Origin of the sequence: Amycolatopsis sp. cg13, assembly GCF_041346965.1 — a bacterium.
Classification (GTDB): Bacteria; Actinomycetota; Actinomycetes; order Mycobacteriales; family Pseudonocardiaceae; genus Amycolatopsis.
In genome coordinates this window covers 3,928,775-3,953,092 of record NZ_CP166848.1, presented here as the reverse complement: position 1 = coordinate 3,953,092, position 24,318 = coordinate 3,928,775, and the positions used below count along the sequence as shown (strand labels likewise).

The 24,318-nt window shown below is 68.3% G+C and carries 20 protein-coding genes; 12 read left to right on the top strand and 8 right to left on the bottom strand.

What is annotated here, in order from left to right; genetic code table 11:
- The first annotated feature begins 43 nt into the window (after nt 1-43).
- Entirely contained in the window at nt 44-952 is a 909-nt protein-coding gene (locus tag AB5I40_RS17995) for a 2-hydroxyacid dehydrogenase (protein ID WP_370939663.1), read from the top strand.
- Between the two features lie 105 nt (nt 953-1,057).
- Nucleotides 1,058-1,633, top strand: coding sequence for a DoxX family membrane protein (locus tag AB5I40_RS17990; protein ID WP_344285563.1), 576 nt, complete (start codon nt 1,058-1,060; stop codon nt 1,631-1,633).
- A gap of 687 nt (nt 1,634-2,320) precedes the next feature.
- Here AB5I40_RS17990 and ilvD read toward each other — a convergent pair.
- Both ilvD and AB5I40_RS17980 read right to left on the bottom strand, forming a co-directional pair.
- Complete coding sequence (gene ilvD, locus AB5I40_RS17985; RefSeq protein WP_370939662.1) at nt 2,321-4,165, bottom strand: dihydroxy-acid dehydratase; 1,845 nt, start codon at nt 4,163-4,165, stop codon at nt 2,321-2,323.
- 72 nt (nt 4,166-4,237) lie between these two features.
- Nucleotides 4,238-4,816 (bottom strand): PH domain-containing protein, encoded by a 579-nt coding sequence (locus AB5I40_RS17980; RefSeq protein WP_370939661.1) that lies wholly within the window; start codon nt 4,814-4,816, stop codon nt 4,238-4,240.
- Nucleotides 4,817-5,140: 324 nt separating this feature from the next.
- Between AB5I40_RS17980 and AB5I40_RS17975 the strand changes: the two genes are divergently transcribed.
- The 4 genes from AB5I40_RS17975 (at nt 5,141) to AB5I40_RS17960 (ending at nt 8,963) form a co-directional block, all read left to right on the top strand.
- Nucleotides 5,141-7,036: an acetolactate synthase large subunit gene (locus tag AB5I40_RS17975; protein ID WP_370939660.1), complete on the top strand. Its 1,896-nt coding sequence runs from the start codon at nt 5,141-5,143 to the stop codon at nt 7,034-7,036.
- Nucleotides 7,033-7,539 carry an acetolactate synthase small subunit gene (ilvN, locus tag AB5I40_RS17970; protein WP_184780531.1) on the top strand — a complete coding sequence of 169 codons (507 nt, stop codon included), beginning with the start codon at nt 7,033-7,035 and terminating at the stop codon, nt 7,537-7,539. The genes AB5I40_RS17975 and ilvN overlap by 4 nt, the downstream gene beginning before the upstream one ends.
- Before the next feature lie 43 nt (nt 7,540-7,582).
- A complete protein-coding gene (ilvC, locus tag AB5I40_RS17965; RefSeq protein ID WP_370939658.1) occupies nt 7,583-8,596 on the top strand; it encodes a ketol-acid reductoisomerase in 1,014 nt (337 codons plus the stop codon).
- A 100-nt stretch (nt 8,597-8,696) separates the two neighbouring features.
- Entirely contained in the window at nt 8,697-8,963 is a 267-nt protein-coding gene (locus AB5I40_RS17960; RefSeq protein ID WP_009074021.1) for a DUF397 domain-containing protein, read from the top strand.
- Nucleotides 8,964-9,135: 172 nt separating this feature from the next.
- On the opposite strand, the gene AB5I40_RS17955 is transcribed toward AB5I40_RS17960, so the two are convergent.
- Nucleotides 9,136-9,960: a M55 family metallopeptidase gene (locus AB5I40_RS17955; protein ID WP_370939657.1), complete on the bottom strand. Its 825-nt coding sequence runs from the start codon at nt 9,958-9,960 to the stop codon at nt 9,136-9,138.
- A gap of 221 nt (nt 9,961-10,181) precedes the next feature.
- Nucleotides 10,182-10,742: a TetR/AcrR family transcriptional regulator gene (locus AB5I40_RS17950; protein WP_370939656.1), complete on the bottom strand. Its 561-nt coding sequence runs from the start codon at nt 10,740-10,742 to the stop codon at nt 10,182-10,184.
- A 105-nt stretch (nt 10,743-10,847) separates the two neighbouring features.
- On the opposite strand from AB5I40_RS17950, the gene AB5I40_RS17945 reads away from it, so the two are divergent.
- The 3 genes from AB5I40_RS17945 to AB5I40_RS17935 all read left to right on the top strand — a co-directional run bounded on the left by AB5I40_RS17945 (nt 10,848) and on the right by AB5I40_RS17935 (nt 13,199).
- Nucleotides 10,848-11,387, top strand: coding sequence for a cupin domain-containing protein (locus tag AB5I40_RS17945; protein WP_370939655.1), 540 nt, complete (start codon nt 10,848-10,850; stop codon nt 11,385-11,387).
- Between the two features lie 109 nt (nt 11,388-11,496).
- Nucleotides 11,497-12,177 (top strand): HEAT repeat domain-containing protein, encoded by a 681-nt coding sequence (locus AB5I40_RS17940; RefSeq protein WP_370939654.1) that lies wholly within the window; start codon nt 11,497-11,499, stop codon nt 12,175-12,177.
- On the top strand, nt 12,171-13,199 hold the full coding sequence (locus AB5I40_RS17935) for a HEAT repeat domain-containing protein (protein ID WP_370939653.1): 1,029 nt from the start codon (nt 12,171-12,173) through the stop codon (nt 13,197-13,199). The genes AB5I40_RS17940 and AB5I40_RS17935 overlap by 7 nt, the downstream gene beginning before the upstream one ends.
- A gap of 602 nt (nt 13,200-13,801) precedes the next feature.
- Here the strand turns inward: AB5I40_RS17935 and AB5I40_RS17930 are convergent.
- From AB5I40_RS17930 to AB5I40_RS17915, 4 genes are all read right to left on the bottom strand, one after another.
- Nucleotides 13,802-14,698, bottom strand: coding sequence for a nuclear transport factor 2 family protein (locus AB5I40_RS17930; protein WP_370939652.1), 897 nt, complete (start codon nt 14,696-14,698; stop codon nt 13,802-13,804).
- A 93-nt stretch (nt 14,699-14,791) separates the two neighbouring features.
- Nucleotides 14,792-16,138, bottom strand: coding sequence for an ankyrin repeat domain-containing protein (locus AB5I40_RS17925; RefSeq protein WP_370939651.1), 1,347 nt, complete (start codon nt 16,136-16,138; stop codon nt 14,792-14,794).
- A 156-nt stretch (nt 16,139-16,294) separates the two neighbouring features.
- Complete coding sequence (locus AB5I40_RS17920) at nt 16,295-16,921, bottom strand: DUF1345 domain-containing protein (protein WP_370939650.1); 627 nt, start codon at nt 16,919-16,921, stop codon at nt 16,295-16,297.
- Between the two features lie 378 nt (nt 16,922-17,299).
- Nucleotides 17,300-18,145 carry a TIGR03620 family F420-dependent LLM class oxidoreductase gene (locus tag AB5I40_RS17915; RefSeq protein ID WP_370939649.1) on the bottom strand — a complete coding sequence of 282 codons (846 nt, stop codon included), beginning with the start codon at nt 18,143-18,145 and terminating at the stop codon, nt 17,300-17,302.
- Between the two features lie 206 nt (nt 18,146-18,351).
- Here AB5I40_RS17915 and AB5I40_RS17910 point away from each other — a divergent pair, with 206 nt between their 5' ends.
- The 3 genes from AB5I40_RS17910 to AB5I40_RS17900 all read left to right on the top strand — a co-directional run bounded on the left by AB5I40_RS17910 (nt 18,352) and on the right by AB5I40_RS17900 (nt 24,216).
- Nucleotides 18,352-18,951 carry a TetR/AcrR family transcriptional regulator gene (locus AB5I40_RS17910; RefSeq protein WP_370939648.1) on the top strand — a complete coding sequence of 200 codons (600 nt, stop codon included), beginning with the start codon at nt 18,352-18,354 and terminating at the stop codon, nt 18,949-18,951.
- A gap of 80 nt (nt 18,952-19,031) precedes the next feature.
- Nucleotides 19,032-20,630, top strand: coding sequence for a phosphoglycerate dehydrogenase (gene serA, locus AB5I40_RS17905; protein WP_370939647.1), 1,599 nt, complete (start codon nt 19,032-19,034; stop codon nt 20,628-20,630).
- Nucleotides 20,631-20,883: 253 nt separating this feature from the next.
- Nucleotides 20,884-24,216: a S8 family serine peptidase gene (locus AB5I40_RS17900; protein WP_370939646.1), complete on the top strand. Its 3,333-nt coding sequence runs from the start codon at nt 20,884-20,886 to the stop codon at nt 24,214-24,216.
- Nucleotides 24,217-24,318: the final 102 nt, after the last annotated feature.

Here is a 24,318-nt window from a genome sequence, read left to right as displayed (position 1 = left end):
GTGGCGCGGCGTGAGCCACTGGTAAGTGGCTACCGTGGTGATCATGACAGTCACCGTGCTGGTCCCGGACGACGAGGGCGTCGCCGTGCTGTCCGAAATCCCCCTCGTCCACGCGGTGCGCTACGAATGGGGCCGTCCGCTGCCGCCGGAGGCCGCGAAAGCGGAGGTGCTCGTTCCGGCCATGGATTCGGCGGGCGACGACATCTGGAGCGACCTGCCGAACCTCAAGCTGGTGCAGCTCCTGACCGCGGGAGCGGAAGACTGGGTCGGCCGCGTCCCCGACGGCGTTCTGTTGTCCACCTGCCGCGGTGCGCACGGCGGCAGCCTTGCGGAATGGGTTGTCGGCGTCCTGCTGTCGATGTACCGGAATCTGGACGTTTACGCGGCGGCGCAACGGGCCGGGCGTTGGGAACAGTTGCCGTCGGACACTCTGCAGGGCCAGCGCGTATTGATCGTCGGGGCGGGGGACGTCGGGCGGCAGCTGCGGCGGCGGCTGGAGCCCTTCGACGTCCGTTGCACGATGGTCGGGATGTCGGCGCGCGAAGGCGTGCACGGTGTCGACGAGTTGCCGGACTTGCTGCCGCACCACGATGTGGTGGTCATGATGGTGCCGCTTACCTCGCGGTCGCGGGGCATGGTCGACGCCGAGTTCCTCGCGGCGATGCGTGACGACGCGGTGCTGGTCAATGCTGCTCAAGGGCCTGTTGTGGTCACTGATGCGCTTGCTGCGGAACTCGCGACGGGGAGGCTTCGTGCCGCGCTCGACGTGACCGATCCCGAGCCGTTGCCAGCCGACCATCCGTTGTGGACGGCACCTGGTTTCGTGCTGACGCCGCATGTGGCAGGCGCGGTGCGGGGTGTGCGGCGGCGCGCTTATTTGGTGGCCGCGGCGGAAATCGCCCGGTACGCTGGGGGAGAGCTACCTGGCAATCTCGTGCGCGGCGAATACTGATCATTTCCCGAATGTCGGCCCAGCACTCAGGGTGAACCCTGAAAGAGCCCCTGACCTCGGCGTGCTCGCTCGCGGGTCACGGCTGAATCCCCTAATCTTCGCCGCGTGACCACTCAAGGGGACGACTACCAGACCAGCGTGCTGTCCGGTGTCGAGGACTCTGCCGGCAACGACTACGACGAACCGCGGCAGGGCGGTCTCGGCTTCGGCCTGCTCGTCTTGCGACTGGGGCTCGGCGTGATCATGGGTGCGCACGGCCTGCAGCATCTGTTCGGCGCTTTCGGCGGACCGGGCGTCGGCGGGTTCGCGCACGTGCTCGAGATGTTCGGGTACCACAAACAGACGACGCTGCTGTCCTGGATCACCGGCATCACCGAGGTCGCGGGCAGTGCGCTGCTGATCGTCGGCCTGTTCACGCCACTCGCCGCGGCGGGGCTGCTGGGTGTTGCCGCGAACATCGTCTACGCGAAGTTCCACGGCGGCTTCTTCGAGGGCAACGGTCAGGGCTGGGAGTACGAGCTGCTGCTCGGGCTCTGTGCGCTGACGCTGATCTTCACCGGCGCGGGCACCATCTCGCTGGAGCGGAACACGCCGTGGCGGAAGCGGCCGTTGCCTCTTGGGCTTATTTCGCTGCTCTTGGCTGCAGCTGCGTCTGTGGTGGTCATTGTTTTGACTCGCTGACGCGTCCGGTGCCAGCGTGGCTGACCGTCCGGACCGGCGTGGCTGGTCGTCGGGACTGGCGTGGCTGGTCGTCGGGACCGACGTCGCTGACCGGGCCGTCTCCGACGTGGCTGGCACGTCGGAAACAGCAGGAGAGAACGCCGGGCTTGGTGGGTCGTTCCGCTGCTCATGGGCTCGCCGGGGCGTTGCCGTTTAGTGGCGAATGCCTGGTCAGAGGCAGAATCTAGGCGGTAGCAGGTCGTTCCCCGTCGACAGGATTGGCTTGTGAGCGGCGACGGATCGGCGGCTGGAGGCTGTACCGCAGCCAACGGCAGCTTGGGGTGATCGCCCCAGCGGGGCGTTGGCGAGGATTCAGCGGGGGGCTCGGCACCAGAAGGCCCGAGCGGTGTGGGAACCGCCCAGATGGTCGGGCTCGACCGGTGGCGGGCATGTCGAAGGAGGAAGGGTTCTCCGCACATTGTGGTAGCCCTGAATCGAAGGCGGGTGCGGCAGCGGTCGGAGACTCGGGCCATCGAACAGTCGCGGTGATCGTTAGCCGTTTAGTGGCGAATCGCGCTGACCAGGGCTCCGACGGCAGCAGGCTCGAGATTTCAGTGGTTGAAGCCCGACTGGCCGAGGTACGGAAAGGGCCCGCGCAACCACGCGCGGGCCCCTCCCGGCAAAAGCGAAAACCGGAACAGCAGGAGATCAGCGGTTCGGATCCCGGACCGCGCCGGTGTCGGCCGACGTGGCCATCCGGGCGTAGGCCCGCAGCGCCGCGGTGATCGGGCGCTCCCGGTCTTTCGGCTGCCACGGATTTTCCGAAGCGTCCATCTTCGCCCGCCGTTCGGCCAGGACCTCCGGATCGACCAGCAGCTCAAGCCGGCGCTCGTGGACGTCCAGGACGATCTGGTCGCCGTTCTCCACCAGACCGATCAGGCCGCCCGCGGCGGCTTCCGGGGAGATGTGGCCGACCGAGATGCCCGAGGAGCCGCCGGAGAATCGGCCGTCGGTGATCAGGGCGCATTTCTTGCCGAGGCCGGAGCCCTTGAGGAACGCCGTCGGGTGCAGCATTTCCTGCATCCCGGGGCCGCCCGCCGGACCCTCGTAGCGGATGACCAGCACCTCGCCCGGCTGGATCTCCTTCTTGAGGATCGCCGACACGGCCTCCTCCTGGCTCTCCAACACCCGCGCCGGGCCCTGGAAGTGCCACAGGTCCTCGTCGATGCCCGCGGACTTGATCACAGCGCCGTTCTCGGCCAGGTTGCCGCGCAGGATCGCGAGGCCGCCGTCCTTCGTATAGGCGTGTTCGACGTCGCGGATGCAGCCGCCCGCAGCGTCCGTGTCCAGTGACGACCAGCGGTTTTCCGTCGAGAACGCCTTCGTGGTCCGGACCCCGCCCGGCGCGGCGTGGAACAGCTCCAGCGCCTTCTCCGACGGAGACTCGGCGCGGATGTCCCACTCGTTCAGCCACGTGGCGATGTCCGGCGCGTGGACCGCGTGCACGTCGGTGTTCAGCAGCCCGCCGCGGTACAGCTCTCCCAGGATGGCGGGGATTCCGCCGGCCCGGTGGACGTCTTCCATGTGGTAGTCGGAGTTCGGCGCGACCTTCGACAGGCACGGCACCCGCCGCCCGATGGCGTCGATGTCGCTGATCGTGAAGTCGACCTCGCCCTCCTGTGCGGCGGCGAGGATGTGCAGCACGGTGTTCGTCGACCCGCCCATGGCCATGTCGAGCGCCATCGCGTTCTCGAACGCCTTCTTCGTGGCGATCGACCGCGGCAACGCCGACTCGTCATCGGAGCCGTACCAGCGCTTGCACAGCTCGACCACCGTGCGCCCGGCGTTGGCGAACAGTTCGCGCCGGGCGGCGTGCGTCGCGAGCGTGGAACCGTTGCCCGGCAACGACAAACCGAGCGCTTCGGTGAGGCAGTTCATCGAGTTCGCGGTGAACATGCCGGAGCAGGAACCGCAGGTCGGGCACGCGGAGCGTTCGACCTCGGACAGGCCTGCCTCGTCGATCGCCGAGTTCGCGGACGCCGCGATGGTGGTGATCAGGTCGGTCGGGGCGTGCGCGACGCCTTCGACGACCACCGCCTTGCCTGCCTCCATCGGACCGCCCGAGACGAAGACGGTCGGGATGTTGAGCCGCATCGCGGCGTTGAGCATGCCCGGCGTGATCTTGTCGCAGTTGGAGATGCACACCAGCGCGTCGGCCTGGTGCGCGTTGACCATGTACTCCACCGAGTCCGCGATGATCTCGCGCGAGGGCAGCGAGTAGAGCATGCCCGAGTGGCCCATCGCGATGCCGTCGTCGACCGCGATCGTGTGGAACTCGCGGGCGATGCCGCCGGCTTCGGCGACCGCCTCGGCGACGATCTCGCCGAGGTCCTTGAGGTGCACGTGGCCGGGCACGAACTGGGTGTAGGAGTTGGCGATCGCGACGATCGGCTTGCCGAAATCGCTGTCGGTCATTCCGGTCGCACGCCAGAGCGAGCGTGCGCCCGCCGCGTTGCGACCGTGGGTGGTGGTCCGGGAACGGAGGTGCGGCACGGCATTCTCCCAGGTCAGAAGGCTGAACCAGGCGGAGGGGAACTTCGGCTCCGCAAACTGGTCCTACCAATTCTACTCGGCTGGTTTGCCGTTGCCGCCACTGGTCTGTTCCGCGTCGGCGGGAGGCTTCGGTTCAGCGGGCTCGGAAGAGGGGCCGGGAGCAGACTCCGGACCGGGGTCCTGGGCGGCGTCCGGCGCGGTCTCGGCGGCCGGCTTTTGCCCGGTGAGTTCCTCGTCGCTCAGCACGCCCGACGGGTCCTTGATCTTGCCCTCGCTCACCAGCGCCAGTACCGGAAGATGCCGCGTCCGCACCGTGGGAAGGGCGACCTGGGTGTCGTCGCCGAGGACCGCGCGCACGCGGGCCTTGTTCGTGATCGCCAGGCCCTTGAGCGACGACCACGGCAGGTCGCGCTGTCCGAAAACCGTCCGGACCTGCAGGCCTTCGCGGTTCGCGACGGTGCGCGTGCGCGCGACGAACACGAGCAGCGCGAGCGGGAAGACGTACAGCCACTGGAATCCGCCGATCTCGCCCAGTGCGATGGGTGTCACACAGACGGTCAGCAGACCGATCGCGAGGTATGCCGTGGTCGGGATCCGGAACACGGCCTTCCGGCCCTCGTCCGCACGCTGGTCCTGCTGTTTCTTGGCCACGCAGGAATGGTGCACCGGCGGCTGGAGTGACCTGCGTCCGGGTCGCGCGGGAGCAGTACTGGCCGTCCACGATGCGGAACCGCCGTCCCGTAGAGTTGACACTCGCCCGGGCGCGCGACTAACGTCGGGGCCGTGATTACGCAGACCGGTCTCGTACTTCCTCAGCGCGCCGACGCTTAGGAAGAGTCCTCTGCGTCGACGCGCGACCCTCGTGCGACCTTACGGTCGGCGGGGGTTTTTTGTTGCGTGAAACCGGTTCCCCGACCGGAAGCACGGCCCAGACAACCCGAACGAGTGACACCGAGAACCCACGAGGCAGAACCGATGACCAGTGCCACGTCGCGCAGCGACGCGAAGCCCGGGCCGACCGCGCCCGGTGTCCCAGGAGCACGTCCGAAGCCCGCCCCGCCGGCGGGTACGCCGGTGCGCGTCACCGGCGCGCAGTCGCTTGTCCGCTCCCTCGAGGCGGTCGGCGCGGAGGTCGTGTTCGGCATTCCGGGTGGCACCATCCTTCCCGCCTACGACCCGTTGCTCGACTCGACGAAGGTCCGGCACGTCCTCGTCCGCCACGAGCAGGGCGCCGGGCACGCCGCCACCGGGTACGCGCAGGCGACCGGCAAGGTCGGCGTGTGCATGGCGACCTCGGGTCCCGGCGCCACGAACCTCGTCACCCCGCTGGCCGACGCCAACATGGACTCGGTTCCGGTCGTCGCCATCACCGGGCAGCAGTCGCGCGGCCTGATCGGCACCGACGCGTTCCAGGAAGCGGACATCTGCGGCATCACCATGCCGATCACCAAGCACAACTTCCTCGTCACCGACCCGGCGGAGATCCCGCGGGCGATCGCCGAGGCGTTCCACCTGGCCGCGACCGGACGACCCGGGCCGGTGCTGGTGGACATCCCCAAGGACGTGCTGCAGGAGATGACCTCGTTCTCCTGGCCGCCCGAACTGCGGCTGCCCGGCTACCGCCCGACGCTGCGCCCGCACGGCAAGCAGGTCCGCGAAGCCGCGAAGCTGATCGCGCAGGCGCAGCGGCCGGTGCTGTACGTCGGCGGCGGCGTGATCAAGGCCGAAGCGTCCGAGCAGCTGCTCGAGCTGGCCGAGCTGACCGGCATCCCGGTCGCGACCACGCTGATGGCGCGCGGTGCGTTCCCCGACTCGCACCGTCAGCACGTCGGCATGCCCGGCATGCACGGGTCCGTCGCCGCCGTCGCCTCGATGCAGCGCGCTGACCTGCTGGTCGCGCTCGGCGCCCGGTTCGACGACCGGGTCACCGGCCAGTTGTCGTCGTTCGCGCCGGACGCGAAGATCGTCCACGCCGACATCGACCCGGCCGAGATCTCCAAGAACCGCAAGGCCGACGTGCCGATCGTCGGCGACTGCAAGGAAATCATCGGCGAGCTGATCGACGCGGTGAAGACCGAGTTCGAGCGCGACCGCCCCGACCTGAGCGACTGGTGGACGCAGGTCGACTCGTGGCGCGACGACTACCCGTCGGGCTACGAATGGCCCGACGACGGTTCGCTGTCGCCGCAGTACGTGATCGAGCGGATCGGCGAGCTGGTCGGCCCGGACGCGGTGTACGCCGCGGGCGTCGGGCAGCATCAGATGTGGGCCGCGCAGTTCGTGAAGTACGAGAAGCCGCGCACGTGGATCAACTCCGGCGGCCTCGGCACCATGGGCTTCGCCGTCCCGGCCGCGATGGGCGCGCAGTTCGGCCTGCCGGACACACAGGTGTGGGCGATCGACGGCGACGGCTGCTTCCAGATGACCAACCAGGAACTCGCTACGTGCGCCATCGAGGGCGCGCCGATCAAGGTCGCCGTGATCAACAACGGCAACCTCGGCATGGTCCGGCAGTGGCAGAACCTGTTCTACTCCGAGCGGTACTCCAACACCGACCTCGGCACGCACAAGCACCGCATCCCGGACTTCACGCTGCTGGCCGAGGCGCTCGGCTGCGCCGGCCTGCGCTGCGAGGCCAAGGAGGACGTCGACGCGACGATCCGGCGCGCGATGGAGATCAACGACCGCCCCGTCGTGATCGATTTCGTCGTGGGGAAGGATGCCCAGGTGTGGCCGATGGTGGCCGCGGGCACCGGGAACGACGAGATCATGGCCGTGCGCGGCATCCGGCCGCTGTTCGACGACGACGAGGTTTCGCAGGAAGCCGCCGAGGCCGCTGAGGCCGCTGCCGCGGAGGGGGAGCAAGCATGACTGTCCACACGCTGAGCGTGCTGGTCGAGAACAAGCCCGGTGTGCTCGCCCGGGTCTCCGGACTGTTCTCCCGCCGCGGCTTCAACATCGAGTCCCTTGCTGTCGGGCCCACGGAGAACCCCGAGGTGTCCCGGATGACGATCGTGGTCGCCGTTGAGGAGCTACCGCTCGAACAGGTGACCAAACAGCTCAACAAGCTGGTGAACGTGATCAAGATCGTCGAGCTGGAAGCAGGCAGCGCGGTGCAGCGCGAGCTGCTCCTCGTCAAGGTCAGGGCCGACGCCACCGTGCGCAGCCAGGTCCTCGAGACCGTCCAGCTCTTCCGCGCCAAGGTGGTGGACGTCTCGCCGGAGGCGCTCACCGTCGAGGCGACCGGGACGTCGGACAAGATCGGCGCGCTGCTGCGGATGCTGGAGCCGTACGGCATCCGCGAACTCGTCCAGTCCGGCATGGTCGCGGTGGGCCGCGGGGCCCGCTCGATCACCGCCACTTCTCCCCGCTGAACACCCAGATTTCGTGTAAGTACGGAAGGAAGTAGTACCCCCCATGGCAGTGGAAATCTTCTACGACGACGACGCCGACCTGTCGATCATCCAGGGTCGCAAGGTCGCCGTGATCGGCTACGGCAGCCAGGGCCACGCGCACTCGCTCAGCCTGCGCGACTCGGGCGTCGACGTCCGCATCGGCCTGCAGGAGGGGTCCAAGTCCCGGGCGAAGGCCGAGGAGCAGGGCCTGCGCGTGCTGTCGGTCGCCGAGGCGGCCGCCGAGGCCGACGTGATCATGATCCTCGCGCCGGACACGAAGCAGCGCTTCATCTACGACGAGCACATCGCGCCGAACCTCAAGGACGGCGACGCGCTCTTCTTCGGCCACGGCTTCAACATCCGGTACGACCTGATCAAGCCGCCGGGAGGCGTCGACGTCGCGATGGTCGCCCCGAAGGGCCCGGGCCACCTGGTCCGCCGTCAGTTCGTGGACGGCAAGGGCGTGCCCTGCCTGATCGCGGTCGAGCAGGACGCTTCGGGCAACGCCCAGGCGCTCGCGCTGTCCTACGCCGCGGCCATCGGCGGCGCGCGGGCCGGCGTCATCAAGACGACCTTCACCGAGGAGACCGAGACCGACCTCTTCGGCGAGCAGGCCGTGCTGTGCGGCGGCGCGTCCGCGCTGGTGCAGACCGGTTTCGAGGTGCTCACCGAGGCCGGCTACGCCCCGGAGATCGCCTACTTCGAGGTGCTGCACGAGCTGAAGCTGATCGTCGACCTCATGTACGAGGGCGGCATCGCGCGCCAGCGCTACTCCATCTCCGACACCGCCGAGTACGGCGACCTCACCCGCGGCCCGCGCGTCATCTCGCCGGCCGTCAAGGAGGAGATGAAGAAGATCCTGGGCGAGATCCAGGACGGCACCTTCGCCCGCGAGTGGGTCGCCGAGGACGAGGCCGGACGGCCGAAGTTCACGAAGCTCGAGGAAGAGGGCAACCAGCACCCGATCGAGAAGACCGGCAAGAAGCTGCGCGACCTGATGTCGTGGGTGGACCGGCCGATCACCGAGACCGCCTGACCGGTTTCTTCGAAAAGAGGCCCTGTCGTCCGTTCGCCGGACGGCGGGGCCTCTTTTTCGTTCCAAGGCGGTGCCGCCGAACGGCGGATACGCTGTGCCGATGAGCCGCCCGACCGACGACAAGGCGCACATCAGGCACGAACTCGACCTGACCGGCGCGACCTGGATCCGCGCCGAACCGGCGGGCGTGACCCTGGAGCATTGCGCGGAGTACGCGTTCGTCCCGCATTCGGACGGGGTGACCTACGTTGCCATCCGGCAGCCGACGGATCCGGACGGAGCGGTGCTGGTGTTCACGCCGTCGGAGTGGGACGCGTTCACTCGCGGGGTTCGGGACGGCGAGTTCGAGTTGCCGGGGGAGTCGTAGGTCTCCGCTTTTCGTGGGTTTTCTGACTGGCGAATCGGCCTGATCTGCTTGGTGGACGGCTGTCGCCGTTTAGTGGCGAATCCGAAGCCCGCGCGCGATTGTCCAGGTCAGAGGCTCGTTTTGAGTGCATCTTCGTGGGGCGGGCCTGGCGGACGGGTCCGGCTGGCCGGGATCAGACGGCTCCGAGCGTCGCGATGAGTTCGATGACCTGATAGGCCGTCGGGAAGTCCGGTGCCTGGTAGCGCAGGGTGCAGCCGTCGGCGAGTTCCATTCCCGGCACCAGCAGCGCGTGTTCGGTCATCCGGGGCCGATGTACCTGGACTTCCAGCTGGACCAGGCCGTCGAAGCGCAGCGGACGGACGTCCTCGCGACCGGCCAGCGCTTCGGGCACCGCGTGCTCGATACGGTCACATGCCTCATCGGGATGCAGCATCGCCGCCGAGAGAGCACCCAGCGCGCGTTTGACCACTACCGAGCGAATGCCCGGCGCTACCTCGGCCGCCTCGGTCGCCACGGTGTCGTCGCCGCTTACCAGCACGGGCGGTGCGCCGTAGTGCGCCGCGAGCGCGGTGTTCAGGCCGAGTTCGCCCAAGGAACGACCGTTGCAGCGCACGTCCGCGACGGTTCCGCCGGAGATGGTGTGCGCCATGACCGAACGGGGCGTGCCGGCCTTGCCGTGATAGCCGATGAACAGCACAGCGTCCGTGTCCTCGGCCAATCCCGCCATCATCCCGCCGGGTTTAGGTGTGCCGCGGAGCAACTCGACACGTCGGTCCAGCAGGTCGGGCAGAAGGTTCCGGAAGCTCGCGTGCGCCTCGGTGACCTGTACCTGCGCGGCCGCGTCGTAGGCGTAGATCCCGCGAACGGCGGCGTTGGCCTCCGCGGTGAGCAGCTTGCGGTTGCGCTCGTATTCGCTGTGCCCGGGAATGACCTCTTCGCCGTGGACCACCCCGGCGATTCCCTCCATGTCGACCGAGACGAGCACCCGCATCTCCATCACACCTTCCTCGGCGGCGCGCGGCCAGGAACGCCACCTTATCGAGCGATCCGGTGGTGGTCGGCTTGCTCGCGCGGGTGGGCTCTCGGGTCTGCGAATGCCTCTTTGACCAGGGATTAGCCGATTGGTGGCGAAACTGTCTTAGCGAGGCCGGGGCCTGTCCCGGCGGATTCGCCGCTGGGAGGCCAGGGCTGCCGCGATTGGTATGCGCGGGTTGGTTGTCAGGACGGCAGGAAGATCGCGGCCGCCGCGTCCGCGAGTGCGTCGGGGCTCGGCGAGTCCGCCTCGGTTTGCGCCAGGTGCTGTAGCCCGAGGATGGCCGCGTAAGCGACACGCGCCCGATTCGCCGCCTCGTCCGGCGGGAGGCCGAGTTCGCGGTAAGTGTTGGTCAGAAGGTTCAGCCGGGCTTGATTGACCCGGCTGACTGCTTCCTTGACCCGAGGGTCGTTGCGGTCGCCGAGCAGGCTGAGGTGCACCGACGGCGCTAACGGCTGGACGGCGCGCACGACGGCGGTGAGCAGCTCGCGCAGCCGTTGCCGCGGATCGGCGATCGCGGCGTACTCGGCGAGTCCCGCCTCGCCGTGGTTTCGCCACCAATCAGCGAGAGCCGCGGTGATCAGCTCGTCCCGGTTGCGGAAGTGCGCGTAAAAGCTGCCCTTGGTTACTCCGAGCGTCCGCGCGAGCGGTTCGACCGCGACCGCGGCCAGCCCGCCGTCCGCCATCGCCTTCAGCGCGGCCCGCGTCCAGTCCTGGGCGGACAGCCGGGGGGAGTCGTTCACCATGCGCGGAGGATACGTCACCGTATTGACGGCTCCTCCCGCGCTGGATACGGTTGCGTATGGATACGCATCAGTATCCATACGCTTTCGTATTAAGGGGCGATCGAAATGACACATACGAAGGTTCGCCGAGTAGTCACCGGACACGACTCCGACGGCAAGTCCCGCGTGGTCGCCGACGGCGCCGTCGAACCGTTCACTTCCGATTTGATGCCTGGCTGCGCGATCTACCGGCTGTGGGGCCGGGACGAGCGGCCAGTGTTCCCGGACGACGGTTCGCCGCGTCGCGCCGAGGCGCACTACCCGCCGCGGGACGGTTCGCGGTTCATGATCAACACGATCGCGCCTGGCGAGCTGACGCCGTCTCCGGATGTCGACCTACCGGCAGCCTGGGAGAAGCTGGAGCAGCAGGCGCCCGGCGCGGCCAGCGCGATGGAGCCCGACGCGCCGGGCATGCACACCACCGACAGCCTCGACTACGTGCTGGTCGTGTCGGGCGAGGTCACGTTGGAGCTGGACGACGGGGACCAGACGGTCTTGCGAGCAGGCGACGTCCTCGTCCAGAACGGCACCCGGCACGCCTGGCGAAACCACGGTGCGGAACCGTGCACGATCGTCGGCGTCGCTGTCGGTGCGGATCGGGCGTAGATCGGCTTTCGCCACTGGGCGGCGACGACTCCTGTCGCCGATCTTTTGCCCGCCGGGTTTGACATTGACATCGTGACAAGGTCTTCACTGGTCGGCGGAGGTGATCCCGATGAACTCGACACAGATGAATTCCCAGCTCACGCAGCTGATCGAGGCGTTGGGCTCCGGGGACTCGTCGACGCGGCTGCAGGTCGCGCTGACGATCGGAACGCACCCGGACGGCCCTGGCCTCGTCGAGGCGCTCGTCGCACGGTGCGCGATCGAGCCGGACTTTTTCGTGCGCGACATGCTCACCTGGGCGCTGACCCGGTTCCCGGCGGAGGACACGGTGCCGCGGCTTCTCGCGGAGCTGCGGTCTCCGGCGGCGCAGGCCAGGAGCCAGTCGCTGCACACGTTGTCCAAAATCGGCGACCGGGACGTGTGGCCAGCGATCACCCGATCGTTGCTGCGCGACGCCGACGACGAGGTCGCGAGAAGCGCCTGGCGGGCGGCAGTCGTCCTCGTGCCAGACGAGGACAAGGCCGGGCTGGCCGCAGAACTGGCGACGCAACTCGGCCGCGGCGATCGAACGCTGCAGCTCAGCCTCAGCCGTGCGTTGGTAGCGCTCGGTCCCGTGATCGAGCCGGCGCTGGAGGCCGCATTGACGAGCACCGACCCGACCGTCCGGGCGCACGCTGTCGCCACTGAGCGGCTATTGCGTGACCCGGACACCGGTTTCGACCAGGCTGTGGACGAGGCGAAGCGGATCGTCGCGCTCGGTCCGGAGCGGGCTCAGGAAACCGCGTGCTGATCGGCGAGGTCGCCCGCCGCTCGGGGGTGAGCACCCGGATGCTCCGGCATTACGACGCCCTCGGGCTGGTGCGGCCGACCGGCCGCACCGTGGGCGGCTATCGCGAGTACTCCGCCGACGACATCCGCCGGATCTTCCACGTGGAGAGTCTCCGGTCGCTCGGGATGTCGCTGCGGCAGATCGGCCGGGCGCTGGAGGACCCGGCCTTCGTGCCGGCGGAGCTGGTCGGCGACCTCATCCGGCGGACCGAGGACCGGCTGAAACGGGAGCAGGAACTGCTCGACCGGCTCCGTGCGGTCGATGCCTCGGCACCCTCCGGATGGGAGGGTGCCTTGCGCATCGTCGAGCTGCTGCGCGGGCTCAATTCAGCTGGTGCCGCGCGTCGGCAGCAGGCCGTTTTGGCCCCCGCCGACGATGTGCCGGTCCCTGCTGAGGTCTTGGCCAAGGCAGTTCTCGCCGAATCCGATCCGAACGTCGCTGGCGCCTTGCGATGGGCCCTCGCCCGGTCCGGTGGCGACATGGTGGCTAACGTGGCGTCCGGTCTCCGCTCGGAGAATGCCGACATCCGCCGACGCGCGATTCTGGCGCTCATCGAGTTGCCTGGCGACGAGGCGACTGCAGTGTTGATGGACGCGCTCGCTGGCCCGGACGCCGTGGTCCGTCGGCATGCGGCGCTTGCATTGGGAGCGCGCGGTGTCGGGGAGGCGGTGCCGACGCTTGTCGAAATGGTCGTTGAAGGGCGAAACGACGTCGAGGCGGCTGAGGTTTTGGGCGCGTTGGCGGATGGGGGTGCGGACGGGATTGTCGACGCGTTGATGGATGCGGTGGCGGCGCATCCTGCGGATTCCGCGGTGCGGATCCGGTTGACGCAGGCGCTTGCGGAGATGCCGGGGACCCTTGCGCAGGGAGCGTTGCGGCGGTTGGCGGGGGATGGGGATCCGGCTGTGGCGTTGGTGGCTTCGGCTCTTGCGAAGGTTGTCGAAGAGCGTGGTGGCGCCGGTGAGGTCACTGGAAGCGACTAGGGCGTGCGCGGTTGGCTGGCGGAGATTTGGCGTGTCGGTGCTGGTCAGAGGTATTTGCCAGTTAATGGCGAAAGTTGCTGCGGGGTGCGTTGCGGTTCAGCGGCGAGTGGGCGTGGCCGGTTGGATGGCGGCCTGCGGGATGAATTGCCGTTGGTCGGCGAAAGCCGTCGGGATGGGTTGCCGCCAGACAGCGGGGCGGGCATTCGCCGCCCAGTGGCGAGAGCTGCGGGACGTGGCTGAGCAGCGAGAGCTGCGAGGGCAGTTGTTTACCGTTCCGTGGCGAGAGCAGTGTTGCCGTTCAGCGGCGAGGCTGTGACGGCGCGTGCTCGTCGTTGAGCGGCTAGTGCTGCGCTGACGAGTGCTGCCCATTGAACGGCGTGGCCGTGCTGGCGGCAGTTGCTGCTGAATGGCGAAGGAGTCGGCGCCAGTCGTTGCCGATGAGCGGCGACGTGCGTGGTGGCGAGGTTTGCCGTTGAGCGGCGAGGGGACGTTGCCGATTGGTCAAGGTGTCTGGCATCGGGTTGTCGCCGCTTAGTGGCGACGGCGGTTCAGCGTCGGCCGAGGTGTTGCCGTTTGGTGGCGACGTCGTGGAGGAGTTGCCGCTACTCGGCGACGCGGGCGATGAGTTCCGGTAGACGGCCGGTGGCTGCGGCAAGGGCGAGGTGGTCGCCGTAGTCGCGGGATTCGACGATCTCTCCGTCTCGGATGCGCATTGCGAAGATGTTGTTCACCTGGAACGGCACCCCGCCGCTGGTTTCGCCTGCATAGGTCGACTCGCCGATGATGACTTCTGGGTCGGTGCTCAGGTGGAGCACCAGGTCGGTCACCTCGATGTGGAGAGCGAGCGCGGCGCCGGCGGCGAAGTGGGTGCGGAGGTCGTCTCGAGTGCGGAGGACGGGGGCACCTGGCAGGAACGGGTGTCGGATATCGGTTTTCGCCGCATAGAGGTCGGGGAGTTCGGACCAGCGGCCGTCGGCGACGCCGAAGACGACTCGTTGGAATACGCCTTCGCGGCTGTTCGCGGGGAAGAGCCCGGCCGGGCGAGGTGCGATGGGGCGAGGTTCGTAAGCGGGCGCTTGGGCGTATGCCTCGGCTAGGCCGGCGGTCGCGTTTTGGATGGCGGCCAGGCGCAGGTAGTCGTGATAGTCGCGGGTGTGGGTGAGGAGTCCGTCGCGGGCGCGGAGGACTTGGATGTTGGCCGTTTCGGTCGTCTGGCCGGTTTTCCGTGACTCGGCGGTGTACTGGTATTCGGCGACGATGACCTCGGGGTCGGCGGTTTCGTGGATGGTCACGTCGTGCCGCTTGAGACGGAGGGTTTGGCCGAGGCCGCTGACGAAACGGTCGTGCAATGCGGTGCGGCCCTCCAAACGGCCGGGCCTGGGTATTGCGGTGGGGTGCTCTACGACGGTGTCTTCGGCGTAGAGCTGGGCGAGGTCGGCGAAGCGGCCGTCGGTGATTCCAGAGGAGAGCTGGTCGAACAGGTCGCGTGGGGTGTGCATGAGGGCCTCCGCAGGGCGCTGAGGTAACCGGAGTCTGCAGTCCGTTACGATACGGACTGCAGACTCCGATTGTCTAGCGCGGAGAGTGGCCGATTAGTGGCGACGGAGGCGCTGCAGCAGTTCTTGGGCGTCGGGGCTGTCGCACGCTTCCGCCCAGCCTTCGGGGGTGCTGTCCCAGAGGGCGTCGCGGGCGGTGAGGTCGGCACCGGCGTTTGCGAGGATTTCGATGACGTCCAGTCGGTTGCTCTGGGCGGCCAGGTGCAGCGCGGTGACGCCGACGCCGTGGCGTGGGCCGCCGAAGGTGCCGACGTGGTTGACGTTCGCGCCTAGTGACAGCAGGGTTTCTGTCGCCGCTGAGTGGCCACACGCCGCTGCCCAGGTGAGGGCGGTGCCGCGGTAGACATCGGCGTTCAGGTTTGCGCCGCGTGACGTCAGGGTGCGGAGTGCGGCTGCTTGGTTGTTACGGGCGGCCCAGGCTAGGGATTCGTCGAGGATTTCCGTGGGGTCGTTCGTTGGCTGCCAGAAGGGAAAACCGCTGTGCGGGCGGTAGAACTCACGGTGTGCGCCGGCCGCTGGCGAAAGAGTCCCCTTTGGACTGACGAGTTCATCCAGCAGTGCGGCGTCGCCGAGACCGGCTGCGACGCGCAGGTTGTGAGGGGACCGTTCGTGCGTTGCCAGTTTTTCGGCAACAGCGCGATTTCCCCAAAACAGAGCCACAACGAGCGGTGTTCCGCCGTCGCCGCGGCCTGAGACGGTCAAGGGTGCGCCGGCGTTGATCAACATGTCGGCAATCAGTGGTAAATTGCTGTAGGCGGCTTGATGTAAGGCAGTCCAACCGTGCGCGTTGGCTCGAGCGGGATCGGCACCGTGGTCGAGCAGGACGCGGACGAGGCGTTCGTCGTGGGTCGCGGACGCCATGCCGAGGAGATCGTTTCCGTTGGTGCCTCGAGCGTGGGCCAGGTGCGGAGCCTCGGTCAGCAGTGTTGACAGGCCGTCCAAGTCTCGGGCTTCTACCAGCTGATACGCCCGGGCGAACGGTTCGCCGTTTTTCGGCAAATCCTCGATATGAGCCTTCAACGCGCGCCAGGTTGGGAAGCCGTGCTCCCTAGCGATGACGGTTAAGGCGCCGGTGCGGGTCAGCGGTTGGTCGTGGCGGTCGAAGGCGGCGCGGGCGGCTGGGGTGCCGTCTTCGGCTGAGGCGAGGAGTCCGACGGCGCGGCCTCGGTAGTACTCGACGTCCTGGTGGTAGGCGTGCTGGACGTTCGGGCCATGCTCGGAGATTCGGCGGACGTACGTCTGCAGCTGTGGCCAGCTGGGGAATCCGTAGCGGCGAGCGAGGCGGAACTGCGCTTCCGACAGTGCGACCGAGTCGGCGCGGGCGAGTTCTTTCGCCTGTTTGCGGAGCTGGCCGAGGTTGGGGTTGGCGGGCAAGGCCGTCATCAGGGAGTCCTTCCTTCCCTTGCGCGCCCCGTGGTCCGCCGGCACCGGGCAGGGAAGAAGGAAAGCTCGGCAACTCGTGGTACGGGGGTGGGCTCGGCCCTTTCCGCGGACAGGACGCGGCCCCTGCCGCGCGAGAAACACTGTAACTCACAAGGGTCAACGTCCGCCGGTGATGACGCTGACCGCGATGCCGAGCGTGGCTGTGTTGTACATGAACGACAGGACACTGTGCGCGAGCACCAGGGAACGGATCGATGTCGTCCGCGTTTCGACGTCCGAGACCGCGAAGCTTGTTCCGATGGTGAACGCGAAATAGGTGAAATCGGCGAGCGTGGGGCGTTCGGTTTCGGGGAAGCGGAAGTGCTGCGTCGGGAGGCTGTCGTAGTACATCTGGGCGTAGCGTTCCGCGTAGCCGAAGTGCAGGATCGCCCAGGCCAGCAGGACCGCGGGGACGCCGACGATTTTCGCGTCGGCCGGGTCGATGCCGGTCGTTTCCGGCAACACGATCGACAATCCGCCGGTGACGCCGACGAGGCTGGTCAACAGCGTGAACAGCAGTCCGAGCCGGCGGCCGAGAACGCCCTTCAGCCATCGGGCGTCGGTGTGGTCGATTTTTCGGCTACGGGACACTCGCGCGATCCGGATGCCGAGGTAGACCAGCGCGAGCAGATCCCAGAAGAGAAGGGCGAGGACGGTGTCGTCCTTGACGAGGGTGACGATCCCCAGTATCAGCAGGACGAGTTCGACCGTCCGGGACGCGGCGATGGCGAGTTTCGTGAACACCGGCGGCTCCCGGGGCGAACGCGGGCGAGGCGTCTGGCGAAGATAACAGCGGGGTGGTGGCCGCTGGGCGGCGAAACGGTCCTGGCTAGGTCGCCTGTTCAGGGGAAGTTCCGTGTGTGCGGGGGATGGCTCCGGTAAAGGTGGAAGTGTCCGTGCAGCGGAGGCGGGCGGTTTCGCCGCTCAGTGGCGAATCACTGGTGAGCTGGGTTTTCCTACGGTTGGCGGGATGGCGTCGGCAACCGCGGGTCGGCCAGTTGCCGAATTCTGGCGAGACGTCAGTCGGACCTTGGCGAGACGTCGGCCGGGTTTTGGCGAGACGACGGAAGCAAGCCGGGGTGGGGCTTTCGCGAGAAGCTGCCGAAAGCCCCACCGCGGGGATCAGAGCGCCAACAAAGCGAGGCGACGCCAGCCGTCCAGCGGAATCTCCGGTCCGGCACCGAGGACCTGGACGCAGACGTGGTTCGCGCCGGCGTCGAGGTGTGCGCGGATTCGGTCGGCGACTTCCTTCTCGCTGCGGTGGGCCACGATCGCGTCGACGAGACGGTCGCTGCCGCCGTCGGCCAGGTCTTCCTCGGTGTAGCCGAGGCGGCGCAGATTCGCTCGTTGGTGTGGGGCCAGCCGCACGTATGTCGCGACGTGTTCGCGGGCGATTTGCCGTGCCCGCACGGGATCCGGGTCGAGGACGACGGCTTGTTCGGCGGCTAGGCAGGCGTCGGGTCCCATCGTTTCCCGGGCGGACGCTGTGTGCTCCGGAGGGACGAAATACGTGTGGGCACCGTCGGCCTGGGTGGCCGCTAGTTTCAGCATTTTTGGTCCGAGGGCGGCCAGCAGGCGACGCGGCCGTGCACTCGAACCGACCTCGGCGGGGAAATCCAGATCTGCCGCGTCCATGGCGTCGAGATAGTCCTGCATCGCACTGCCTCCGCCGCCAGGCCGATGTCCGCCTAGCCCGAGCGTGAACCGGCCGGGATAGGCCTCAGCCAGCGTGCGTCCGGCTGCTTCAGCGGCCGCTGCGGACCGTTCGGAAAAGCGTGCGATCCCGGTCGCCACAGTCAGCTTCGTCGTCGCCTCCAGCAGCAGCGCGGCTTGAGTGAACGCCTCCCGTCCGCGGTACTCGCCGAACCACAGCGCGGCGAAACCCAGCGACTCGACCTCGCTCGCGGCCGCGCGTACCTCGCCGATTTCCTTGCCGTCAAAGGCGAACGTCCAGATTCCGATTGTCATCGCGTCCCGCCTTCCGCGCTGGTGGGCAGGTTTGCGAACACATCCACAACAGACTCCAAGAAAGTTCCGTGGCCGCGGAGGCGCGGCGTCGATCCCAGCGCAGCCCGGCCGGTACGTCCACTGAGGACGCAGCCGTAACCAGAGGCTGCCTCCGGTTACTATACGGAGGGCTCCTCCGATTTGTCACGGGATAAGCTCGGACCGAGATGACCGACGCCAAGCCGATGCGCGCGGACGCCCGCCGCAACTACGAACGCCTGCTGACCGAAGCGAGGCGTGCCTTCGCCGAGCGCGGCGTCGATGCCTCGCTCGAGGACGTCGCCCGCAGCGCCGGCGTCGGGATCGGCACCCTCTATCGCCACTTCCCGACCAGGGAAGACCTGGTCGAGACGCTGCTGCGGGAGCGATTCGACACTCAAGCGGAAAAAGCTCGCGAACTGCTCCTCTCCGAGGATCCGCTCAAGGCCCTGTACACCTGGCTCATCGGCTTCGGGGAAGCCTCCGCCGTTTACCGTGGCCTTACCGAAATGCTGGCCGACGCCTTCGACGATCCGGAATCGCGGCTGCACGCGTCTTGTGACGCGATGCGCGACGCCGCGTCCCACCTAGTGGACAGGGCGCAGGCGGCCGGCGTTTTCCGCACCGACGTGACCGTCCAAGAGTTGCTTTTGTTGCTGCACGGCGCTTCCTGGGCCGGATCCCACCTGCCGGGCGAAGGCGGTACAGAGCGCCTGATGGCGCTTGTCTTCACCGGATTACAAACAAGTGAACAGCGGGGGCAGCGGGCTGTCAGTGCACCGCGTTAAACTCCCGCCAGTCCGGGCACAACGACGTGCGCCGCGAGAGAGCGTCCTCGATTTCGTGACCAGATAGTGGGAGCCGCATCGTGACCAAGCCCAGCAAACCCGTAGTCCTCATCGCGGAGAAGCTCGCGCCCTCCGTGCTGAGTGTGTTCGGTGAAGAGGTAGAGGTCCGGCACGTGGACGGCACCGACCGTCCCGCTCTGCTCGAGGCGGTGAAGAGCGCCGACGCGCTCTTGGTCCGATCCGCCACCAAGGTCGACGCCGAGGTGCTCGGGGCGACCACGCAGCTGAAGGTCGTCGCCCGGGCCGGAGTCGGCCTGGACAACGTCGAGGTCCCGGCCGCCACCGAGCGCGGTGTGCTCGTGGTGAACGCGCCGACGTCGAACATCGTCTCCGCCGCCGAGCACGCGGTCGCGCTGCTGCTCGCGGTCGCCCGCCGCGTTCCCGCCGCCGACCAGAGCCTGCGCGGCGGCGAGTGGAAGCGCAGCTCGTTCTCCGGCGTCGAGATCAACGGCAAGACCGTCGGCGTCGTCGGGCTCGGCAAGATCGGCCAGCTGTTCGCCCAGCGGCTCGCCGCCTTCGGGGCCAAGCTCATCGCGTACGACCCCTACGTCTCGGCCGCGCGCGCCGCCCAGCTGGGCATCGAGCTGGTCACCCTCGACGAGCTGCTGGAACGCGCCGACGCGATCTCCATCCACCTGCCGAAGACGCCGGAGACCAAGGGCCTCATCGACGCCGAGGCGCTCAAGAAGACCAAGCCCGGCGTGATCATCGTCAACGCCGCCCGCGGCGGTCTCATCGTCGAGGAGGCGCTGGCCGACTCCGTGCGCAGCGGCCACGTCGGCGGCGCCGGCATCGACGTGTTCGTCACCGAGCCGACCACCGAGAGCCCGCTGTTCAACCTGCCGAACGTCGTCGTCACGCCGCACCTCGGCGCGTCCACCGCCGAGGCGCAGGACCGCGCGGGCACGGACGTGGCGCGTTCGGTGCTGCTGGCGCTGCGCGGCGACTTCGTGCCGGACGCGGTGAACGTGTCCGGCGGCGGCGCGGTCGGCGAGCACGTGCGGCCGTACCTGTCGCTCACCCAGAAGCTCGGCCAGGTGCTGACCGCGCTGAACCCGAAGGCCCCGACGTCGCTGACCGTCGAGGTCAAGGGCGAGATCTCCAGCGAAGACACCGCGGTGCTGAAGCTGGCGGCGCTGCGCGGGCTGTTCGCGGGCGTGGTCGAGGACCAGGTCACCTTCGTGAACGCGCCGCGGCTGGCCGAGGAGCTCGGCGTGCAGGCCGAACTGGTCACCGAGTCGGAGAGCCCGAAGTTCCGCAGCCTCGTCACCCTTCGCGCGGTGCACGGCGACGGCGCGACGCTCACCGTGTCCGGTTCGGTCACCGGCAAGGACGAGGTCGAGAAGATCGTCGAGGTCAAGGGCAGGCACTTCGACCTGCGCGCCGAGGGCGACGTGCTGGTCATCGAGTACCCGGACCGTCCCGGCGTGATGGGCCGCGTCGGCACGCTGCTCGGCGAGGCGGGCATCAACATCGAGGCCGCGCAGATCAGCCAGAGCACCGACGGTTCCGACTCGATCATGCTGCTGCGCGTCGACCGCCACGTGGACGCCAACGTGCTCGAGCCGATCGGTGCGACGGTGGGCGCGCACACCATCCGCGCCGTCGACTTCAGCTAGTCAAGATTTCGCGCAGGCGGCCCCTTTCCCGGACTCCGGGAGAGGGGCCGTTCTGCTGTTCACCCGGACCGGCAACATTCGGGTAACGGAGCTTTTTCCGCACGAAAGTAGGGGTTTCGGACAGCTAGGTTCTTGCCGCGAGGCTGAACCACGCGCCGTGAGAGCACGGCGCGGCGCCGGTGCTCACCGTCGGGGGTGCGAGTGGGGAGCGCGGGCAGGTTCGTGATCCGGGCCTCGAGAAGGGGTTACTCACATGAGCAGAACCCGGTTGCCCGGGTGGGCTGCCCGTTCGGTGGTCGTGGGTTCCGCGGTGGTGCTGGCGGCGGCCGTCGCCATTCCCGCGGCGTCCGCGCAGAGCGCGCCGCTGGCCGAGCCGGTCGCTCCGGCGAAGGTCGACGCGAGCAAGGTCCAGGGCAAGCTTTCGCCCCGGCTGAGCGCGGCGCAGGGGCAGATCACCGCGTTCGTCGAGCTGGCCAAGAAACCCGCGGTGGACGCGTTCAAGGAGGAGCAGGGCAAGGGCAAGGAGAAGGCCAAGCAGGCGGCGAAGGCGGCTAAGGCCGACGTCGCCGCGGCGGTCAGCTCCGTCGTCGGACAGCTGCGGTCCGCGGACGCGGGCACGAAGCTGGTCACGCAGACGGCCAACGCGGTGCCCGGCGCGGTCGTCACCGCCGACGCGGCCAAGATCCGCCAGCTCGCGGAACGGCCGGACGTCGTCTCTGTGCGCACGGTCGTGCCGAAGAACCGCACCAACGCCAGCGCCGAACAGCTCACCAACACGCTTGCCAGCTGGCAGAAAACCGGCAAGTTCGGCGACAACATCCGCGTCGGCGTGATCGACGACGGCATCGACTACACCCACGCCGACTTCGGCGGCCCCGGCACGCCCGAGGCGTACAAGGCGGTCGACCGGACGAAGCCGTCTCCGTTGTTCCCGAGCGCCAAGGTGGTCGGCGGCACCGACCTCGTCGGCGACGACTACGACTCGGCGGGCAAGACCGGATCGCCGACGCCGAAACCGGACCCCAACCCGATCGCGTGCGGCGAGCACGGCACGCACGTCGCGGGCACGATCGGCGGCTACGGCGTGAACGCCGACGGCAGCACGTTCACCGGCGATTACAAGAAGCTGAACAAGAAGAAGCTCGACGCCATGCGGATCGGGCCGGGCACCGCGCCGAAGGCGCTGCTCTACGCGATCAAGGTGTTCGGCTGCAAGGGTTCCACGAACGTCACGTCGCAGGCGCTGGACTGGGCGCTCGACCCGGACGGCGACGGCGACTTCACCGACCACCTCGACGTCGTGAACCTGTCGCTGGGCAGCGACTTCGGCGCGCCGGACGACCCGGACTCGCTGTTCGTGCGCAAGCTCGCGCAGAACAACGTGCTGCCGGTGATCTCGGCGGGCAACGGCGGCGACATCAACGACATCGCCGGTTCGCCGGGCAACACGCCGGAAGCGCTCACCGTGGCCAGCAGCCGCGACGCGGGCGAACTGCGGGACGCGATCGAGGTCAAGACCCCGACCGCCGGACAGCAGCCGGGCCAGTACAGCCAGGAGTACACCGGCTACGACACCCTCGACCTCACCGCGCCGGTGGTGCCGATTTCAGCGGGCAACAACGCAGGTTGCGCCGCCTATTCGGCTGAGGACAAGGCAAAGGTCGCGGGCAAGATCGCCTGGCTGGAGTGGGACGACAACGACGCCACCCGGCCGTGCGGTTCCGCGGCGCGCGCCAACAACGCGCAGGCCGCTGGCGCCAAGGGCGTGCTGCTTTCGTCCACAGTGGAGCATTTCGGCGCGGGTATCGCGGGCAACGCGGCGGTTCCGATGTTCCAGCTCACCGGCAAGGCCACCCAGGCCGTGCGGGCGGGCTTGACCGCGGGCACGCTCACCGTGCGGCTCTACGGAGCCGGGCGGACCACGCTGCAGACCTACGACCAGTCCATCGTGGACACTCCCAGCTCGTTCACCTCGCGCGGCGGACGCGGTCCGTCGGTGAAGCCGGACCTCGCCGCGCCTGGCGACACGATCACGTCGGCGTTCCGCGGCAGCGGCAACGAGCGTCTGGTCATCTCGGGCACGTCGATGGCCGCGCCGCACACGTCGGGCATCACGGCGCTGGTCCGCCAGGCGCATCCGGACTGGAGCGTCGAAGAGGTCAAGGCCGACGTCGTGGGCACCGCGGTGCACGACATCACCGACGGAGCCGGCCACACCTACGGCCCGCAGCGCGTCGGTGCCGGCCGGATCGACGCGAAAGCCGCTCTGGACAACCAGGTTCTCGCGTACGTGCAGGACGACCCGGGCGCGGTCAGCGTCACGTTCGGCACGGTCGAGGCGGCCGGTCCGGTCACCTTGAGCAAGACGATCAAGGTGGTCAACAAGGGCGTCAAGGCCGCTGAGTACTCGGTGGGCTACGAGGCGGTCAACAACCTGCCTGGTGTCGAGTACACAGTGGACAAGAGCTCGGTGAAGCTGAACCCGCGTGGCGTCGCGACGGTGAAGGTGACGCTGAAGATCACCGACCCGAAGGCGCTGCGCAAGGTTCTCGACCCGACCATGGCGGCTTCGCAGGCCGGGCTCGCCCGCCAGTTCGTGGCCGACGCTTCGGGCCGGGTCGCGTTCACCCCGAAGAACGGCGCGACCGTTCCGCTGCGGGTGGCCGTGTACTCGTCGCCGAAGCCGGTTTCGGCGATCACCACCCCGGGCGGCGTGCGCTTCGGCGCGAACGCCGACCAGGCCGTGCTGAACCTCGCGGGCAAGGGCATCGATCAGGGCAGCGGCTCCCAGCGGTACCGCTCGCTGATCAGCGTGCTCGAACTGCAGGCCGAATCGCCGCAGCTGCCGGAATGCGACTCGCACGTCACGTCCGACTGCACCCTCAACCGCACCGCGAAGGGCGGCGACCTGCGCTACATCGGCGCGGCGTCGACGGCCCCGCTCGCCAAGGCGCAGGGGGAGCCGGAGAACGCGACGCTGGCGTTCGGGATCACAACCTGGAGCGATTTCGCGAACCTCGGCAGCAACACGGTGCCGTTCGTGGACATCGACACCAACGGCGACGGCAAGCCGGACTTCGAAACCTTCGTGACGAAGGCGACGGGGTCGGACGTGCTGCTCGTCAACACGGTGTCGCTGACCAAGCCGGGCAATCCGTCGGTGGACCTGCAGGCGATCAACGGGCAGCTCGGCGACGTCGACACCAACGTGTTCGACTCGAACGTGATGGTGCTGCCGGTCAGCATCGCCGCGCTCGGCATCGACCCGAAGGAGGCGTCGCACCGGATCAGCTACACGGTCGGCACCGCCGGGTACTACGTCGCGCCGGGTACCTCGAACGGGTTGATCGACCAGGTCAGCACTCCGCTGTCGTTCGACGCGCTCGCGCCGGCGTACTCGGTCCAGGGCGGCGGCGACGCGGCGCTGGGCTATGTCGCCAAGCCGGGCACGGCTTTGGTGGTCAACCGCAACAAGGACGCCGTCGCCGGGGACAAGGCGAAGGGCCTGCTGGCGATCGAGCACCACAACGCGACCGGGCAGCGCGCCTCGGTCGTGCGGATCGAATCGGAGGTGCCGCGCGGCTGACCCGGTTCACCCTTTGAGGGGAACTTGAGGTGAGCCGCGGAAGCGGCCGCATCGCGGGACGCGGGGGCTTGCCAAGGCTGTCCGGCCTGGGCAAGCCCCCGT

What these genes read in the sequence shown, in the direction of transcription:
- AB5I40_RS17955 (WP_370939657.1), bottom strand. Translation starts at nt 9,960, where the DNA reads ATGGAGATGCGGGTGCTCGTCTCGGTCGACATGGAGGGAATCGCCGGG.
- AB5I40_RS17910 (WP_370939648.1), top strand. Translation starts at nt 18,352, where the DNA reads ATGACCGACGCCAAGCCGATGCGCGCGGACGCCCGCCGCAACTACGAA.
- AB5I40_RS17930 (WP_370939652.1), bottom strand. Translation starts at nt 14,698, where the DNA reads ATGCACACCCCACGCGACCTGTTCGACCAGCTCTCCTCTGGAATCACC.
- AB5I40_RS17915 (WP_370939649.1), bottom strand. Translation starts at nt 18,145, where the DNA reads ATGACAATCGGAATCTGGACGTTCGCCTTTGACGGCAAGGAAATCGGC.
- ilvC (WP_370939658.1), top strand. Translation starts at nt 7,583, where the DNA reads ATGGCAGTGGAAATCTTCTACGACGACGACGCCGACCTGTCGATCATC.
- AB5I40_RS17940 (WP_370939654.1), top strand. Translation starts at nt 11,497, where the DNA reads ATGAACTCGACACAGATGAATTCCCAGCTCACGCAGCTGATCGAGGCG.
- AB5I40_RS17945 (WP_370939655.1), top strand. Translation starts at nt 10,848, where the DNA reads ATGACACATACGAAGGTTCGCCGAGTAGTCACCGGACACGACTCCGAC.
- ilvN (WP_184780531.1), top strand. Translation starts at nt 7,033, where the DNA reads ATGACTGTCCACACGCTGAGCGTGCTGGTCGAGAACAAGCCCGGTGTG.
- AB5I40_RS17960 (WP_009074021.1), top strand. Translation starts at nt 8,697, where the DNA reads ATGAGCCGCCCGACCGACGACAAGGCGCACATCAGGCACGAACTCGAC.
- AB5I40_RS17900 (WP_370939646.1), top strand. Translation starts at nt 20,884, where the DNA reads ATGAGCAGAACCCGGTTGCCCGGGTGGGCTGCCCGTTCGGTGGTCGTG.
- AB5I40_RS17995 (WP_370939663.1), top strand. Translation starts at nt 44, where the DNA reads ATGACAGTCACCGTGCTGGTCCCGGACGACGAGGGCGTCGCCGTGCTG.
- AB5I40_RS17950 (WP_370939656.1), bottom strand. Translation starts at nt 10,742, where the DNA reads ATGGTGAACGACTCCCCCCGGCTGTCCGCCCAGGACTGGACGCGGGCC.
- AB5I40_RS17925 (WP_370939651.1), bottom strand. Translation starts at nt 16,138, where the DNA reads ATGACGGCCTTGCCCGCCAACCCCAACCTCGGCCAGCTCCGCAAACAG.
- AB5I40_RS17975 (WP_370939660.1), top strand. Translation starts at nt 5,141, where the DNA reads ATGACCAGTGCCACGTCGCGCAGCGACGCGAAGCCCGGGCCGACCGCG.